This is a genomic window from Salinispora pacifica CNR114 (assembly GCF_000514775.1).
In the GTDB taxonomy this organism is placed as follows: domain Bacteria; phylum Actinomycetota; class Actinomycetes; order Mycobacteriales; family Micromonosporaceae; genus Micromonospora; species Micromonospora pacifica.
On sequence record NZ_AZWO01000001.1, the window covers coordinates 335824 to 350517 of the forward strand.

Here is a 14694-nt window from a genome sequence, read left to right on the forward strand (position 1 = left end):
CTACTCCAATCAGGGGAGCGGAAAGGGCCGGTTTCGGGATCTACGGATTTGGACGCGGAACACGGTCTCGTATCGATGGAGCCCCGTAGGCAGGTCTGCGTACTGAACGGGCCCGGTGGCAGTCGCCCAGTCCGGGGCCCGCCGCGGAGCGGAGGTCATCTCCACATGAGTGATGTGGCCGCGACCTGGCACCACCGTGTGGTTGAACCAGGCATCACGTAGGACCACCCGAACCGCCTCGCCCAGCAGGGCAGCATCCTCGTCCCCGTTGGGGTCTTCGCAGAAGGTGTGCACGACGATGTCTGCCTCATCAACGAAACGGGTGTCGCCACCCCAAACACCGAACTGAGGCAACCGGCGCACCAACACCAGGGGGAACACTTGTTTGTCGGCGATGAGCGTCCTGACTTGGATTTCTGGTAGCCCCTCGCGCAAGATCGTCAAAAGCAGATCCTCCACGGGTGACAGTTCGACCAGTGCCCGCACTGCGTCCGGCAGCCCGCTGTCTCGCCTGATGGGGGCCATCAGCGCCTCCTCCGCGTCACCTGCCTGGCCCACGGCCGGGCCGGCGGCGCACCTCACGCTTAAGCGTTTTGCGCTTGCGGGGCAGCCGTGCGACCCGATGCAGGATGAACAGGCCGTCCATCGCACCCCAGGTTGCGCCAGTCTCCGGGTCGATATAGCCCGCACGCCCGAATTCGATCGACAGGGCAGCCCTTTGGCCGCGTTCATCGGTTAGGACAAGATAGTGATCGATGCGTCCCCTGGCTATGTCGATGGCGGCGTGGCCATCGTGCCTGTGTGCGGCAAGCTCAACGTCTGCGTGGGCCTTCATCTCGAAAAGCAACTCAGCCATGAAGCTCTGGACGCCACCATGGCGAGCCAGGGCCTTCTCGACATTCCCGTAGAGCGTGACGGTCATGGTCGCTCCCGCAAGTCCATCGACCAGTGACGGGTGCGCCGGGTGCCATGGTGGTAGGCCGGCGGGGTCACCACGTCCCAAGTGGACCCGAGTATCTCGACGCGGGACCATAGCTCGACGCCTTCCAGGTCGGCGGCCACGCCAATACGGATGATGTTGATCTTTTGCTGTCCAGGCACCTCGGCTCGGGCGGATCGCTGGGCACTGACCCAGACCCGCACCTCGTGCGGGCCGTCAGCGTCGGCCATCCGCACCTGGTTGCCCCTGTTGTCCTGTATGACCACGGTCCGCCATACGCGCGCGTCTATGCCGCGTCGGCGCTGATGGCTCACCACGGCTCCGTGTCGCTGGAAAAGTACGGGATGGGCTCATTGCTGCCCTCGTCGGGCACTAGGCCCACGGGGCGCTTGCGTTGCGGCCCCCATGCGGAGATGGGTGCACAGTAGAGCGCCGCACGGCTACCGGCAATTCCCCCCAGCAGCTTCTGCTCAGCAGTGGTGAAGTGGACCGCGCCACTGCCTCCGCCGGCTTCATCGGACCAGCTCAGGGTCTCGTCGCCGGCCCGCGACTGGGTGTAGCCCTGAGGGTTGTCCATGAACCGCTTGCAGGCCCGTAGTACCAAAGTCCGCACCAAGCGTGGAGTATTTGTCACGTCCCAATCTCTGCCGTAGTGGCGGGCCAGGTCCGAGGCGTCCTCCAGGGCGCTCTGCGCGATTCGCTCCTCGTCTGCGTCAAGAGTCCAGTCGAGGCGGCCTTTCAGTTCATCGAGTGTCGCGTAGTCCGCCATGCCGTCTCCTTTGCGTGGAGAGCGGGGCCCCGAAAGGTAGCCCGCTCACAGGATCACACAGGGTTATCCGCTGATGCCGGTGATGTTGGCCAGCTCGGTGTCGTACTCGATGGTGAACTTTGCGTTCTCATCGGTCCGGCCAGCGACCGGGTCCGGCAGCGAGTCGGTGCCGTTAAGAACCAGCTTGATCGCCCGCACGAAGTGGTTGTGGGTTGAGACGAACGGCTGGTTCGACCCATCATGTCCCACCAGCGGGTCATCCACGTTACGGAAGCCCCTGTAGCTGTTGAAAATTGAGCGGTCCTGGAACCGGGTCGAGTCGTAGTCCCGAATCCAGCGCAAGGCCACGCCGTTGTGGCTGGCGGTTGCCCCGAACGGCACGGACTGCGGGACACCAGGTGCCGCGGACATGAAGATGAACGCGCTGTCCACCAGCGCAATGGCGGTGTCGGCAGGCAGCTCTCGGGCGACGACGAAATCGAAACCGAACCGGCGGGCCAGGGTCGCCTCACGTAGTGCGGTAACCGCCTCGACCTCACCGACGTTGGACGCGAGGTTGAGCTTCTCGTCGTTGAGTAGGGCCGACTGCCAGCCGGTGCCGATCAGCATGGCCCGGCGGCCCGGCGCACGCAGGGCATCCAGCGTCAGGCCGGCACGGATCAGGCCCGCCCGTAAGCTGGTGTCCGCTACACCGAGGGTTACCTCGTACGGGGCCGCCACGAGGTGGTTGGTGGCCTCGTGCTCCAGGCCCCGGCCGATCGCCTCAGTTTGTTTGGTCGCCAGCTTCGCCCAGCCACGCAGGTCCATCTCGTTCTGCTCGTCGGTCAGCTTGACGGCCGAGTAGATGTCGCCGCCGAACTGCACCGCAACCTTGCGCTCGGCGTACTCATCGAACACGACCTCGGTCGTTCGGTCCGCGCGCCAGCCGTAACTGCGGTATGGCAGGACGCCCTCAACGGTCACGTTGATCGTGTCATCCGTCGCACCCTTGAATTGGTCAATACCCTCGCGCCGGAACACGGCCGGCACGATAAGCTGCTCCTCCAGAGCGACCGCCGCGGTGGCGACGATCTTCTCCGGCTTGATTACCTGATGCTCAGCCACTCTGTCTGCCCTCCTGGGCTACGAAGAAGCCCCGGGCTGGCTGCGCCCAGGGCTCGCGTTATCAGGGAGTCAGTAGCGGAAAGCCCGCGCCCGGCGTGCCTCCGTCACGGGGTTGAACGGCTCGTCCTCGTCGGACGGGTCCAGGCCACCCCGAAGGTCCCCTGGCGGGGCCACCGCGTACCTCTGGAGCGCCTTCGCGTCGGCCTCCAACTCCTCGGCGGTGGTGCCGTCCAGGCGCTTTGCGAGGTCATCAGGCAAGCTGAATCGCCGCGCAACATCGCTGACGAGAACCTGGCGCTCCAGCTTCTGGTTGGTGTCCCGTAGCTCCTTCGTCGCGGCCTCAAGCTCCTCGACCGACTTCACGGCCGAGAGTTTCATTTCGGCCTCGCGCAGTCGCGTGCGGTAGTTGGCTGCCTCGGCGTTGGCTTTGGTCAGCCTGTCCCGAGCCCACTTCGGCAGCTCGTCGCCTTCGTTCTTGCCCTCGCCCTCGGGCGTCTCCGGGGCCTCCGGCCCGCCGCCCGACTCCTTGGCCGGCGCAACTTCGGTGTCCTGTGGGCCCGGGATCTCTGGCTCTTCGTTGATGTCGGGCATGCGTGGATCAGCCTCCTGGGCTCGGGGTGTTGATCGCCGCCTGGGCGAGCTAGGTCTGCTCCTGGCGGATGAAGCGCCGCCAGGCGCTTACCGCCGCCTGGCCCGACAGCCCCTTGGTGACCTGGGGCCAGAGCGCCTGGTAGCGGCGGTTCAGGGTGTAGCGAGTTGATGTACGCCACTGCTCGCGGCTGTAGACCGGCTCGGCGTAGCAGTGGCAGTTGTCGTGGTATTTGTCCCCGTCGCCGTACCTGGCGGTCGCATTGGTCTTGTAGACCGGGCCCCGGGAAATCAACATCGCGCACCACCCGCAAGGGGCGCCAGTGCGCGACAGACGCACGTAGCCGATCACCCGGCGGTCGCGGTCGGAGTAGTTCCAGACAATTCCCCGACCGCCATCCATGGCGACCCGCGCCGCGGTGGCTGCCTGGCGGCTGCCGGCGCTGCGGTGCGCCTCGTCGCGGGCAGCGTCAACCTCCTTGGCGGGAGCGTCGGTGTCAATGTGGCTGACCTTGACTTCGAGGTTCTTTGGCCCCAGGGCTTCGAGGTCGATGCGGGCCTCCCGCTCAGCGAGGCGCTCCAGGCGCTCCTCCTCCGCAGCAGAGTTTCCGTCAATCTCCTCGACCGGGATTCGGTCCTCGTCCAGGACACTGTCTGCGCCGGTGGACGGAGTGTCCTCCAGGGGCTTCTGAACGGGTCCGGCCAGCTCTCCGAACTCGTCACGCAGCATTTGGAGCGTGACGTACTCGGGCTCGGGTCTCCAGGGGTCCGCGACGGTCCTGCCAACACGGAGGGCCCGGATGAGCCGGTAGTACGCCATCGCCAACGCGCGTGCCTGACCACGCCGGGTCATGACCAGGCGGACAGCCTGAGTCAGCCATCGACCAGCAGTCTGCGTGGTCGCGGTGGGTGGCACGTCGGCCCATATCTTGAGGGCGTCTTCGATGGTCGCGGCACCGACCTGGGTCAGCGCCAAGTGGAAGGCGACCGAGGCTTGATCAGCCTCCCTCTGCGCGGGCGTCACGAAGGAGTTGCCTCCGCATCCGGGGTGGCCGGGATGTCGACGGCGCGGTCAGGGCTCGACCGGCGCAGCGCCTGGGAGATCGCCAGGTCGGCGTTCTCCTCCTCGTATAGCCGCTCCCACTCGTCCAGCTCGGACTGCCGTGCGCCCGGAACTCGGGCCCACAGGCCGCGCTTCGGGATGCCGAGCAGTTCGGCCAGCTTGCCCAGCCCGTCGGCCGACTGCGCGAGGGACTTCAGCTCCATGTCGCGCCAGATGACCTCGACCTCGTAGTCGTCGAGAGATTCGTTGTTCAGTTCGGCGGCCAGCCGGTCAACCCGCTCCCACGACTCGCCGAAGCTGGTGCGAAACTCCTCAACCATGCGCGACAGCGCAGTCTCAGCGGCCAGCAGCGCCTCGGCGCTAAGGTTGGCGATCTGCCCCAGCAGGTGATGCGGCGGTGTCTGCGAGATCGCGGACAGGTGCCGGATCGACATGTCGACGCTCGAAATGAAGCCATCCAGTGGTGTCTCATCAAACGAGCCGAATTTGGTCGTCTCGTCCTCGGCGAACAGGAACCGCTTCGCGTTGTAGTTCATCGGCAACGGGATCGGGTTGCCATCCTCGTTGAGGATCGGCTCGCCAGTCTCCGGGTCGCGTTTGAGCGGGGGAGCCATCCCGGTTGCCCAGCGGGCCTTCGTGCTCCCATAGGTCTGGGCAACCAATAAGTCAAAGATCGTCTGACCGATCCGATTTTGCACGGGGATCATGGGTTCGACCACGCCGACTGTCCGGCCCTCCAAATCGACGTAGGCGACGAACCGGGTGACTGGGCATTCACTTGCACCGTGCCGCATGCCCTTTTCGACCCGGATGGACTTCGGGTCGGTGTACGAACTGAACGCCACTGCGTACTCGTGGGTGCCGTCCCACAGCGTGGCCTTGCCCGGCGACCCGTCGGCCGGCTTGCGGGTAACCGTCAGCGCGGCGTGCGGAGTCTCGTCGTTGGCCGGGTCCTCAAACAGGGCAGCGGTCCTCATGGCGCTCAGGCCGCGGGTTTTCACGCCCCGCGGCGTCTTCTCGGTGACTGTGAACGAGTGGCCATAGGTGAGCGCGCCTCGGTGTACGGGGATCTGCCGGGCGGTCAGCCGGGAACGCTGCCAGTGCTTCCAACTCGGGCTCTTTCCGGAGGGCGCCTTGTCCCCGTGGCGGAAGGAGTCGACGTATAGCGCCTGTGTAGGTGTCTTTACCAGCAGGGGCATCCAGTTGGAGATCGCCCGTTTAGCAAGGAGTTTGTACTCATCGTCTGAGTTCTCGGGCATATACGGGTCGTCATGCCGGCCTTGCATGTAGTTGTCGATGCGCTCCAGACGGTCGGCGTCTCGGTCCAGGATCAGCAGGAGTTGGGCGGCAAGCCGGCGCGGCGATGGATCACCGATCACAGGATCACCTCCTTACATCCAGTAGGAGCGGCCGGTTTTGGGCCTGGTCTTGCGGCCGCGAGTGCGGAGGTCGTAGAGCGCCTCGTGGGCGAGCATCAGCGCGGCGTAGGCGTCGATCTTGCGGCGTTCGTCGCCTTTGCGGAACGAGACGCCGTACGGGGTGTTATGTCGATGTGCGTTGAGCAGGTGTCGGCGCAGCGTCAGGTCACCATCGTGATGCACCCTGCCGTCGAAGATGGATGACATCAGCCGCTCGTGTGCCTGGGTGTTGCGCTTCTGCGAACCGCGCATGTCCCAGCCGATAGCGGAGCGCTCAGTTGCCCTCACGTCCAGGCCCTCGCCGTAGGTCTCGGCCCAGTCGGTGATGTAGGACTCCCATAGCGCCACGTCGGCATAGAAGCCGCGGACGCTGAACAGACGGAACGTCTCGTGCACCTGGCTGTCGACCGCATGCCGGGGGACCTCCCAGCCCGCGCCCTGTGCGCCGTCCGGCCTCTCCCACACCCCGAGCACGAATGCGGTCATGTCGGAAACTCGAATGCAGACCAACGCGGTGGCGTCGTCGCTCTTGCCCCCATCAAAGCCCATGACGATCTCGTCGCCTGGCATCAGGGTCGCGTCCTTGCGCTCTAGGGGCTTCCACTGCTCGTAGCCGTAGAGGGCGTCCTCGTCGGCGACAACCTGGTTAAGCCACATGCGCCGGGACCGAGCGACCGAGATGGTGGTGTTCTGAATCGACTGGATAATGCTCTCGACCTTGAGCCAGATCGCGTCGCCCCGGATCTTCGGGATGACGATCTTCAGGGCCTCGGGCGTCAGCGGGGTCTTCGGGTCCGCCTCGATCGAATCGTAGAGGAAGCCGACATCAACCGACCTGCCTTCGAGGATCTTTTCAAAGTGGTCACGCATCTTTTCGGCGACAGAGTCCTCACCAGGCAGGAAGGCGTTGGTGATCGCCAGGTAGCGCGAGTCCTGCTTGGTGGAGTTGCCGTCGATTGTCTCGTGCATGAGGTGACCGTTGTTGCCCCTGACCCAGTGCTGCGTCTCGTTCAGCAAGGTAAAGGAGGTTCGCTTGCCTTCGAGTGCCCGATAGCTCGATGTAACCGCCTCTAGGCGGCATCTGCCTCGATTTGCTCGAATAAGGACGGCTCCGTCCTTGATGGAGTAGACCTGCTTGAAATAGTCCGACATTAGGCCCGGGATCAGGGACATGGTGTTGGTTGTCTGCGCCTGGTTGACCGCAGTGACCTGCACCCACGCGCGTGGATGGGCCTTGCCGACCGGGTCGCCACCCTCGTCCCAGTGGGAGAACCGGCTTGGGCCGCATAGCTCGATCAAGCACATCACCGCGAGCAGCGGGTCCTTGCCCCACCCCTTCAGTCGTTGCAGCACGCCCGTGCGGTAGATGAACCGGCCGTTCTCGGCGACCGCGTACCACCAGAGCAGGAAGCGAAGTTGCTCCGTGGTGAACCGCCAGGGGCCGCCATCCTCAGCGAGGAGGTACTCGGCGCACCAGCCGGCGATCTGCCACCCGAGGGTGCGCTCCGGCAACAGCCACGAGCCATCGGCACGGGTCTGCCACGTCGGGCCCAGGTAGGTCGGTTCGAGCAGCTCCAGCTCGGCCTCCGTCGGCGGAGGCGGTGTGACCGCGACGGTCATCGCTCACCTCCCCATGGAGGGCACCCCCGGCCACGGGAGATTCGAAGTAAGTGGGGATAGTTCTCCTCGGAGGGTGGTCCGCTGGAGCGCAACCACGGTCCCCTCAGTCCAGACCGAGCTGGCGGCGATAATTGGCTACTACCTGGTCAGAAGCAGAAGGCCCGTCATCGACGGGCTCGTGAAGTTCGATGCGGACACGACGGCGATCCCCCTCGGCGACGAGCAGGCGCTCGAAGGCGGAGTAGATCGTCTGGAGCATCTGGCCGGACCGCTTCCTGGACTGCTTGTAGTAGCTAAGGTCTTCACAAAGCGAGTAGGCGAAGGCCCAGTCACTGTTCTGGTAGAAGTCCGCCTGGCCACTAGTCTTCAGCGCCTCCCACAGCTTCAGGGCAATGGGATGCCAAGAGCGGTCGGCGTTGGGGACCTTGACCGGCCGGGCTTCACCCCTGGTGATCGGCAGAACTTCTTTGCCCTTGCGCTCGCGCGGGCGGGCTAGGTCGTCGGAGCGGTTGGGCACCGGGCCTGGCATGGAGGCCGCCTCCTTCTAGAGGGCGCCTGGACTCGAACCAGGGACATCGGGGTTATGGGCTCCACGCTCTATCACTGAGCTATGGCTTGTGGGGTTCTTGCCACCCTGTTCCGTGTGTTCCTGGGGCTGCTCTCCCTGGGCGTGCCGGAGCCGGCCCCAGAAGGCGGGCCGGCGAGGGGAGCCGGAGTGCAGCCTTACCAGACCTCCCACACGATGTGTGGAACGAACCAGATCATGAAGCCGAGTAGGCCAGCCATGAAGCCGAGTACACCGGCCGACTTCCAGCCGCGCTTGGTGCCGATCCAGATTCGGATGTTCTCGGAGAGTGTGTCCCCCGGAGCCTTGCGCCACAGCGCGATGCCCTCCAGGATTGCGAAGCTGATCGCCAGCAGCGCCAACCAGGCGGCCCAGATGGTTGCCCAGACGCCATGCTTCGGCGGCTCTTTGTCGGCGGCGGTCACGGGCAGCCCCCTTCGCTTGCAGTGGAGTGCCCCAGGGAGGCTCGCCACCCCGTCTTTCCCGTCTCGGGGTGGCGAGGTGGCGAGGTGGCGAGGTGGCGAGGTGGCGAGCCATGGGGAGGGAACGCGCATTGTGTTGCAGCGCTCTAGCCTCCCGCACCCAACAGGGGTGGCTGCCCGGAGCGCGCAGTCATAGGAGGCCCGGATGGGCCTCGGCGCGGGTGAACCGCTTGGCGGTGCGACGGATCGCGGCTGCCCGCGCTCGGGCACCCTCAGCGCCGGACTTCTTGTCGTGGTGCCACTGACAGATAGCTTGCAAGTTGGACTCGGAGTGGTCGTCGTTGTTGATAATGTGATCAACGTCGACAGCGGTATCACGACACCGCTCACCCCAAGCGCTCCTGGCTCTGCAGCGATGACTATCTCGTCGCAGCACCCGCTTGCGTCTCGCCCCCCAGTCGGGAGGGAGTCGGTGCCGCCGGTCTGAACCTTCCCAACCGGGCATCTCGACTCCCTCCAGATGGAATTTTGGCCCCAACCGCGTACGCCCGGAGACATGCGGACCCAGGACCAAGTCATTGGTGACAACTTCACAGGCAGGCAGGTGGGAGGGCGTCTCCAAGAAAATGTTGTCGCCCGCGTCAGCGGGCCTACCAGGTTGACTAGCGGTTAGGTGATCAGGTGAACCCCCATGGCCCCTTCGGGGCCTAGGTTAGCTTGCCAGTCTCGGGCTCCGAAGCCTGCCAGCCAACTGTTCTACTACTAAGACGGGTTCAGGGAGCCGATTGGCAATATCGATGTGGACTAGATCACAATATCTCAACGAATGGGTGAGTCCGGGCCGCCGCTGGGTGCCCCCAGAACGACCTTGGAACTGTGGCAAGATTCCAGCCGCTAAGACACGGCGGTACGGCTACCCGGCTCCGGGGTTCATACCCCCTACCGGTATCCACTTCTTACTCTCCACTCTCGACAATTATCACCCGTACCCGGTAGGGGTATGAAGTGGTGATATGGCTGAGGTGTCCGCCAAGACGAAGGCCGTGACTCAGCTCACGCGTGGACTGGTTTAGGCGAGATGTCCGGCTGAACGATCGATAGGGATCTGGCCTGAGAGGCACACAGAGCGCCGAAAGGCAGGCTGTCCGTGTGATCCGTAGCGCGCACTCGACTTAGTAGTGATGTTCTTAGATTCAATCCAGCCCCTTGACGCAGTGCCGGGCCGTCGTGTCCCATCGCGCGCCCGGCGCGCGTCTTCCCTTCGTTCTAATGGGTCCCACTACTTAGTGGGCTTGGATTGATACTTTCCGTGCACTCATCCGTTCGGTCAGCTTGGGTTAGCCAAATGGCGGTGCCATCATGTGATGCTGTGACCTAATGTTGCAGTTGTTCGAGGGGACCGGGACAGCGGTTTACTCGGACGGGGAGGAACACATGTTGACATGTACATTCATGACGACTATGGTTCATTCCACTGCGAGGTCAACCGGGTTCGACGCTCTCGGCTCACCGCATAGGCGGTCGACCAACACGGAGCAACGGTCACAAGTTGACAGAGCGGATGGGGCAGACTACGGTTCTTCCCAGCACAGCAACAAGCCGATCAATTGGGTCGGATGAAAGGCCCGTGAGCAAGCGCACGGGGAAAGCGGACCCCTTGGGATGCTGAGGGGTGGCGCACTCCGTCTAGGCAGTCGGACGGGCAAACGACGTTTCGCTAGGTCGTGCACAAACCTACGGCACACGTTAAGGGGGCATCCTCTCTGTGTGGCAAGGGGGCGGTCAGTCGCTTCGGATCGGAATTGTCGCCTAGGTGGCGGAGATCATCAGTCTCTGACTAACCACCGGGTACAGCGCCGAACCGGCAGGCGAGCGGAGCGGGTGGCGCAGTGAGTAAGCAAATCCGCTCGCAAGTCTTCCCTTCGGCGTGGTGGTCACATGATCCCCGCGCCGTTGGGTGAACTTCAGGAGGTGGTGTGAAGTTGACACCTTTGGTATTTGATAGGCGTCGAAGACCGTAACATCAATCGGAAGGTGAAGTGATGAGAGTAGCTGGCGTCTGGAATGGCGGCGCGGGGCGCTACAGCTCCGGGGGTATTGACACCGACGGGGAGACCTGGGCCTCGCTGTCTGACGCTGGGCGCTCCCTGGTGGAGCGGTATGAGTCCGGCTATTGGCTACGGGATGGCCGCGCTCGGGCAATGGAGTTGGATGATGACGGGATCTTCCACCTTGGCGAACCGACCGACTGTTTGCGCCCTTGTGTTGGGGAGGACACCAGCATTGACCTGTACCGGATGGAGCGGGTTGGGCGTGGCAAGTGGCGGCTAGGTCATGAGCCGTACGCACGGCTTACCTTGGGCCCTCGGCTTGGGGTGCGCGTCGAGAATTGGTGAAGTGTGATCCTGTGACCCAGGGTGGTGTGGCTCATGGGGCCGCCGGGTGTGGGTCCGGCCATGAGTACTTAGAGGGGCGGTGACGTGGGTAGGGGGATGACTTCCCATGACGAACGGCTTCGCGGGCTAGGCACCAGCGTCCGAGCCTGCGCCGATCGGATCGTGGCGGTCTGGGATCGGGCGAGCGATTCTGAAAGGGATGCCGGTGCCCGCTGGTACGACGAAGCGGCGAGGGTCGTCGATGATCTGGCCGCGCAGACCGGGCGTTCCCGTGAGCATGTTGCCGCCGTAGTCTCTCATCTTTCGCCACGGACGACTTGGGCGCGGACTGTGGCCGGTGCTACCGCACTGCTCATGGGGGGCGTGCCGGTGGCATGCATTGGGGCGAACGTTAAGCGGGCGTCGTGTGCGCTGGAATCGGATGATCCACTAGGCACGCTTGCCGGGCCGAAGGTTCGCCGGTTCGCGCTTAACATCCTCGGCGACCGGGGGGCGGTAACGGTGGATGTGTGGGCGGTGCGAGTCGCCTTCGGTGGCCGCTTTGCCCGCACTGATCATGAGCGGCTGGTTAGTCGGGTAGGCGTGTATGAGGCGCTTGAGCACGCTTACCGGACTTCCGCTCGCCGGGCCCGTTGTGATCCTGCGACCATCCAGGCCACATCCTGGATCGTAGCCCGAAATGGGCGCAGTGGCTGAGTAAGTGTGAAAAGTGGTCCATGCGTTGCTGTCTGGGGTGGCGTGGGTTCATGACCCGGCATGGATGCGCAAGGTCAATCATCACATGGAGGGAGTAGATCGATGCGTGGACGTACGGCGGTGGCACTGGGCTACGTGATTGAGGACGCCCGGGAGGAACTGCACGAGCTGTCGGCCGGCGCAGTGGACCCCTGGTCCTTGACCGACGCCGAGGTGGTCGACCTGGTCGACGCCGGGTACTTGGGCGGCTGGTCCGCTTTCCTGCGGAATAGTGCGGCCTGAGAGGGCGAAATGCCAGAGGGGCTGGGGCCGATTGCCAGGCAACTCACCGCCGAGGAGCTGGAGGCCGCACTGGTCGCCTTGGCCGACATCCGTGCCGGATACCCGGACCCAGAGCTGGACCCGGCCGGACGTGTGGTTGCTGACAGGGTACGGGGCATTGTTCGCGATTCCGACTGACTGACGATTCATTCCGTCCTAAACCAAAAGGGGAGACCCGATGAAGACTGTGACGCTGACCGATGACCAGTATGCCTGCCTGCTCCGTGCCGTCAAGGTTGCGCTGCGACAGGCCAAGCAGATGGTGTTTGACGCTGAGCGAGACCTGATCTGGGCGGACCACCGGGGCGATGAAAGCTCGGCCCGGTTCTTCTACAACATGCTGGCGCTGTCCACGGACTTGCGGCGCGAGTACACCAACCTGACCGAGGTGGTGGAACTTGCCGACATGTGAACTTGAGTTATAGGCGCCAGTCACACCATCACGCGATGACTACTGCAAGGAGACGCCATGCTTACCGCGAAGCGGACCGAGCTGCAAGTCTGGGTTGGCTGCCTGGATTGCTACAACCATGGTCGATTGGTAGGGCAGTGGTACGACGCCAGCGAAGTCGGGGCGCTCGATATCGAGCAAGTGCACCGCGACGGGGGTGCGGGGTTGACCGGGCTGCCGTCGCCGGACGCCTACCGCTGGTCGCCAGAAGGTGGGGACCCGGAGGAGTTGAACGAGGGGCATGAGGGGCTATGGGTCTTTGATCATGATGGATTCTGTGGCCTTTTGAGGGGGGAGTGCTCCCCGTCGGAGGCGCAGCAGGTCGCCGAAGTGATCGGTCAGCTCGAAATGCATGAGGACGTTTCGGCACTGGCCACTTACGTCCAGCACGAAGGCGTTGACCTTGATGACTCGGGACTAATCGAGAGGTTCCGGGAGGCGTACTGCGGCGAGTGGGAGAGCGAGGTGGAGTACGCCCAAGACTTGGCCGACGACCTGGGGGTGCTCGACGCTGACGCTACTTGGCCGTGCAACTACATCGACTGGGACCGCGCCGCCCGGGACCTGTTCATAGACGACTACTGGTCGGTGTGGGTGGGGGGCAAGGTTCAGGTCTTCCACAACGGCTAAAGCGGCTGATCAAGTGTGATCCTGAGTCCATGCGTCATCGTCAAGGGATGGCGAGGGTTCATGACCCGGCATGGACACGTAAAGCCAACTATCACAAAGGGAGGGACATGAACACGATGCTGGTGTATCGGGTTGAGACGGCGTGGGGACAAGGTCCGTACAACCGATGGGACGGGGCAATGACGGAGGCACAGGCGGATGAGCATCAATTGATGACGAAGGCGCACTGCAATACGGAAACCCACCCCTCCCCGCAAGTCGATCGCGCTTGGTCGAAGAACCCGAAGTCGGGGCAATTCGATGATTCCTACCTGTTTGGGTTCGGAAGCCGGGCCGACCTGGTCGCCTGGTTCGGGGGGTGGGGTGCGCATCTCCAGGACTGCGGTTACCGGGTGAACGTGTACCGAGTTCCTGTCCGTGCGGTGATCGCGGGCCGCAATCAGGTGGCGGCCAAGCGCTACTCGATGGTGCGGATGTGCTCCCTTCCCATCACCAAGCTGGCCCCATGACCCGCCGGCCTGCACGCCGGCCAGGACGGCGGGGGTTCACGACCCGGTGCAGGCACGCAACTACCCCGCCTGCCTGAGGGAGAGATATGTACCGCGTGACCTGGACCGAGGTTTCCAAGCATGAGGTGGAGCTGACCGCCGTAGAACTGGCCGACCTGCTGGGGGTGGAGGTTGACGAGATGGCCCTCATCGAGGAGATCGACTGTGGCGGGAGCCTAGTTAACAGCCTCGGCGGGCTGAGCCGTTGGGGGTTCGTGGGCCTGACCCGCGAAGACGTTGAAATCGAGGAGGTCTGACCATGGCTCACGAGATGGACATACCAACCGTCGATGACGGCGAGGTCTACCTGGCACGCAAGATCGACAATAATCGATTCGTGCTGGAGGTGACCAACTCGATCGGCGACGTGGCCAAGGTCGAGTTGATCGGGGATGACCTGCTTCAGCTCATTCGTAGCTCGGCGCAACTCCTTGCCGAGGCGTACTGATCCACGGGCCTGCACGCCGGCCAGGACGGCGGGGGTTCACGACCCGGTGCGGGCACGCATGACATCCACCCATCCCAACACGAGGGAGACCGACATGAGTTCCCGACTGGCCAAGGCTCTACTGTCCGACGACCCGGCTGAGCAGGAGAAGCTTTTGCGGGAGGAGACGCTGCGCCACGCGGTGTCTCGTGCGATCTTCTGCGCCATCACCGAGAAAGTGCTCGACGTTCGCGCGGCGGTGCTGTTCACCGTCAAGCACAACGGTAAGTCTGGTGCGCTCGTCATGACCGGCGAGGCGTGGGACGGGCTGTCGGCGGACACGCTGGCTACCGCCGCCGAGCTGGGTGCTGAGGTTGAGGTCATCGACGGGCGGGAGCTGGTCTGATGTTTCATATCATCGTGAAATCCATCAATGGAGGCGAGGAGCGCTATGGGCGCATGGAGTTCATCTCTCCGAGCCTCGCAGCCCAGTATGTCGAGCGCGAGTTGCGCAGCCTTACCTGCTACTGCCAGGTGTGGATCAAGAACCGCGGCGGGGAGCGCGTTGTCCAGGGGCGCCGGGACGGCTTCAACGGCACCGGCAAGAACTGGATCTGGGAGAGGGCATCATGAACTGGGCGGGCCGTCCCCATCGGAGACCTGTGTGCCGATCTGGCCGAGCAACCCTCACCACCGAGAACCTGGTCCGCGAAACCAGGGCGGGGGAGGTCGGCCG

The 14694-nt window shown here is 64.0% G+C and carries 21 protein-coding genes; 10 read left to right on the forward strand and 11 right to left on the reverse strand.

The window, feature by feature from the left end; all coding sequences use genetic code 11:
- Positions 1-9: 9 nt before the first annotated feature.
- The 11 genes from B118_RS0101700 to B118_RS0101750 form a co-directional block, all read right to left on the reverse strand.
- On the reverse strand, positions 10-525 hold the full coding sequence (locus B118_RS0101700; RefSeq protein WP_043540976.1) for a hypothetical protein: 516 nt from the start codon (positions 523-525) through the stop codon (positions 10-12).
- A gap of 16 nt (positions 526-541) precedes the next feature.
- Entirely contained in the window at positions 542-922 is a 381-nt protein-coding gene (locus tag B118_RS0101705) for a DUF5403 family protein (protein WP_028192292.1), read from the reverse strand.
- Entirely contained in the window at positions 919-1254 is a 336-nt protein-coding gene (locus tag B118_RS0101710) for a hypothetical protein (RefSeq protein ID WP_028192293.1), read from the reverse strand. The genes B118_RS0101705 and B118_RS0101710 overlap by 4 nt, the downstream gene beginning before the upstream one ends.
- A complete protein-coding gene (locus tag B118_RS0101715; RefSeq protein ID WP_028192294.1) occupies positions 1251-1709 on the reverse strand; it encodes a hypothetical protein in 459 nt (152 codons plus the stop codon). The genes B118_RS0101710 and B118_RS0101715 overlap by 4 nt, the downstream gene beginning before the upstream one ends.
- Before the next feature lie 63 nt (positions 1710-1772).
- A complete protein-coding gene (locus B118_RS0101720; RefSeq protein ID WP_018728516.1) occupies positions 1773-2813 on the reverse strand; it encodes a hypothetical protein in 1041 nt (346 codons plus the stop codon).
- A gap of 69 nt (positions 2814-2882) precedes the next feature.
- Positions 2883-3404, reverse strand: a complete 522-nt coding sequence (locus B118_RS0101725) for a hypothetical protein (protein ID WP_050592772.1) — start codon at positions 3402-3404, stop codon at positions 2883-2885.
- 49 nt (positions 3405-3453) lie between these two features.
- Entirely contained in the window at positions 3454-4425 is a 972-nt protein-coding gene (locus tag B118_RS0101730) for a VG15 protein (RefSeq protein WP_018728514.1), read from the reverse strand.
- On the reverse strand, positions 4422-5843 hold the full coding sequence (locus tag B118_RS0101735; protein ID WP_018728513.1) for a phage portal protein: 1422 nt from the start codon (positions 5841-5843) through the stop codon (positions 4422-4424). Before B118_RS0101735 ends, B118_RS0101730 begins: the two co-directional genes overlap by 4 nt.
- A gap of 12 nt (positions 5844-5855) precedes the next feature.
- Entirely contained in the window at positions 5856-7502 is a 1647-nt protein-coding gene (locus B118_RS0101740) for a hypothetical protein (protein ID WP_018728512.1), read from the reverse strand.
- Between the two features lie 103 nt (positions 7503-7605).
- Positions 7606-8031 carry a phage terminase small subunit gene (locus tag B118_RS0101745; protein ID WP_020608442.1) on the reverse strand — a complete coding sequence of 142 codons (426 nt, stop codon included), beginning with the start codon at positions 8029-8031 and terminating at the stop codon, positions 7606-7608.
- A gap of 194 nt (positions 8032-8225) precedes the next feature.
- Positions 8226-8492 carry a hypothetical protein gene (locus B118_RS0101750; RefSeq protein WP_028192296.1) on the reverse strand — a complete coding sequence of 89 codons (267 nt, stop codon included), beginning with the start codon at positions 8490-8492 and terminating at the stop codon, positions 8226-8228.
- 2489 nt (positions 8493-10981) lie between these two features.
- Between B118_RS0101750 and B118_RS33820 the strand changes: the two genes are divergently transcribed.
- The 10 genes from B118_RS33820 (at position 10982) to B118_RS27825 (ending at position 14591) form a co-directional block, all read left to right on the forward strand.
- Positions 10982-11581, forward strand: a complete 600-nt coding sequence (locus tag B118_RS33820) for a DUF7178 family protein (protein WP_043540967.1) — start codon at positions 10982-10984, stop codon at positions 11579-11581.
- A 102-nt stretch (positions 11582-11683) separates the two neighbouring features.
- Positions 11684-11863, forward strand: coding sequence for a hypothetical protein (locus B118_RS31505; protein ID WP_026323042.1), 180 nt, complete (start codon positions 11684-11686; stop codon positions 11861-11863).
- Between the two features lie 9 nt (positions 11864-11872).
- On the forward strand, positions 11873-12040 hold the full coding sequence (locus B118_RS31510) for a hypothetical protein (protein ID WP_018728507.1): 168 nt from the start codon (positions 11873-11875) through the stop codon (positions 12038-12040).
- 40 nt (positions 12041-12080) lie between these two features.
- Positions 12081-12314, forward strand: a complete 234-nt coding sequence (locus B118_RS0101780) for a hypothetical protein (protein WP_018728506.1) — start codon at positions 12081-12083, stop codon at positions 12312-12314.
- A gap of 57 nt (positions 12315-12371) precedes the next feature.
- Positions 12372-12983 carry an antirestriction protein ArdA gene (locus B118_RS0101785; RefSeq protein WP_028192299.1) on the forward strand — a complete coding sequence of 204 codons (612 nt, stop codon included), beginning with the start codon at positions 12372-12374 and terminating at the stop codon, positions 12981-12983.
- Between the two features lie 107 nt (positions 12984-13090).
- The gene (locus B118_RS0101790; RefSeq protein WP_026323041.1) at positions 13091-13492 is read left to right on the forward strand and encodes a hypothetical protein; all 402 of its coding nucleotides are present in this window, start codon (positions 13091-13093) and stop codon (positions 13490-13492) included.
- A gap of 95 nt (positions 13493-13587) precedes the next feature.
- A complete protein-coding gene (locus B118_RS0101795) occupies positions 13588-13788 on the forward strand; it encodes a hypothetical protein (RefSeq protein ID WP_162173345.1) in 201 nt (66 codons plus the stop codon).
- Between the two features lie 2 nt (positions 13789-13790).
- Positions 13791-13979 (forward strand): hypothetical protein, encoded by a 189-nt coding sequence (locus tag B118_RS27820; protein WP_043540968.1) that lies wholly within the window; start codon positions 13791-13793, stop codon positions 13977-13979.
- Positions 13980-14073: 94 nt separating this feature from the next.
- Positions 14074-14364, forward strand: a complete 291-nt coding sequence (locus B118_RS0101805) for a hypothetical protein (RefSeq protein ID WP_028192301.1) — start codon at positions 14074-14076, stop codon at positions 14362-14364.
- Positions 14364-14591, forward strand: coding sequence for a hypothetical protein (locus B118_RS27825; protein WP_018728500.1), 228 nt, complete (start codon positions 14364-14366; stop codon positions 14589-14591). Before B118_RS0101805 ends, B118_RS27825 begins: the two co-directional genes overlap by 1 nt.
- Positions 14592-14694: the final 103 nt, after the last annotated feature.

Coding starts and splice junctions, on each gene's coding strand:
- B118_RS0101700 (WP_043540976.1), bottom strand. CDS start 525: ATGGCCCCCATCAGGCGAGACAGCGGGCTGCCGGACGCAGTGCGGGCA.
- B118_RS0101705 (WP_028192292.1), bottom strand. CDS start 922: ATGACCGTCACGCTCTACGGGAATGTCGAGAAGGCCCTGGCTCGCCAT.
- B118_RS0101715 (WP_028192294.1), bottom strand. CDS start 1,709: ATGGCGGACTACGCGACACTCGATGAACTGAAAGGCCGCCTCGACTGG.
- B118_RS0101725 (WP_050592772.1), bottom strand. CDS start 3,404: ATGCCCGACATCAACGAAGAGCCAGAGATCCCGGGCCCACAGGACACC.
- B118_RS0101740 (WP_018728512.1), bottom strand. CDS start 7,502: ATGACCGTCGCGGTCACACCGCCTCCGCCGACGGAGGCCGAGCTGGAG.
- B118_RS0101745 (WP_020608442.1), bottom strand. CDS start 8,031: ATGCCAGGCCCGGTGCCCAACCGCTCCGACGACCTAGCCCGCCCGCGC.
- B118_RS33820 (WP_043540967.1), top strand. CDS start 10,982: ATGACTTCCCATGACGAACGGCTTCGCGGGCTAGGCACCAGCGTCCGA.
- B118_RS31505 (WP_026323042.1), top strand. CDS start 11,684: ATGCGTGGACGTACGGCGGTGGCACTGGGCTACGTGATTGAGGACGCC.
- B118_RS31510 (WP_018728507.1), top strand. CDS start 11,873: ATGCCAGAGGGGCTGGGGCCGATTGCCAGGCAACTCACCGCCGAGGAG.
- B118_RS0101780 (WP_018728506.1), top strand. CDS start 12,081: ATGAAGACTGTGACGCTGACCGATGACCAGTATGCCTGCCTGCTCCGT.
- B118_RS0101785 (WP_028192299.1), top strand. CDS start 12,372: ATGCTTACCGCGAAGCGGACCGAGCTGCAAGTCTGGGTTGGCTGCCTG.
- B118_RS0101790 (WP_026323041.1), top strand. CDS start 13,091: ATGAACACGATGCTGGTGTATCGGGTTGAGACGGCGTGGGGACAAGGT.
- B118_RS27820 (WP_043540968.1), top strand. CDS start 13,791: ATGGCTCACGAGATGGACATACCAACCGTCGATGACGGCGAGGTCTAC.
- B118_RS0101805 (WP_028192301.1), top strand. CDS start 14,074: ATGAGTTCCCGACTGGCCAAGGCTCTACTGTCCGACGACCCGGCTGAG.
- B118_RS27825 (WP_018728500.1), top strand. CDS start 14,364: ATGTTTCATATCATCGTGAAATCCATCAATGGAGGCGAGGAGCGCTAT.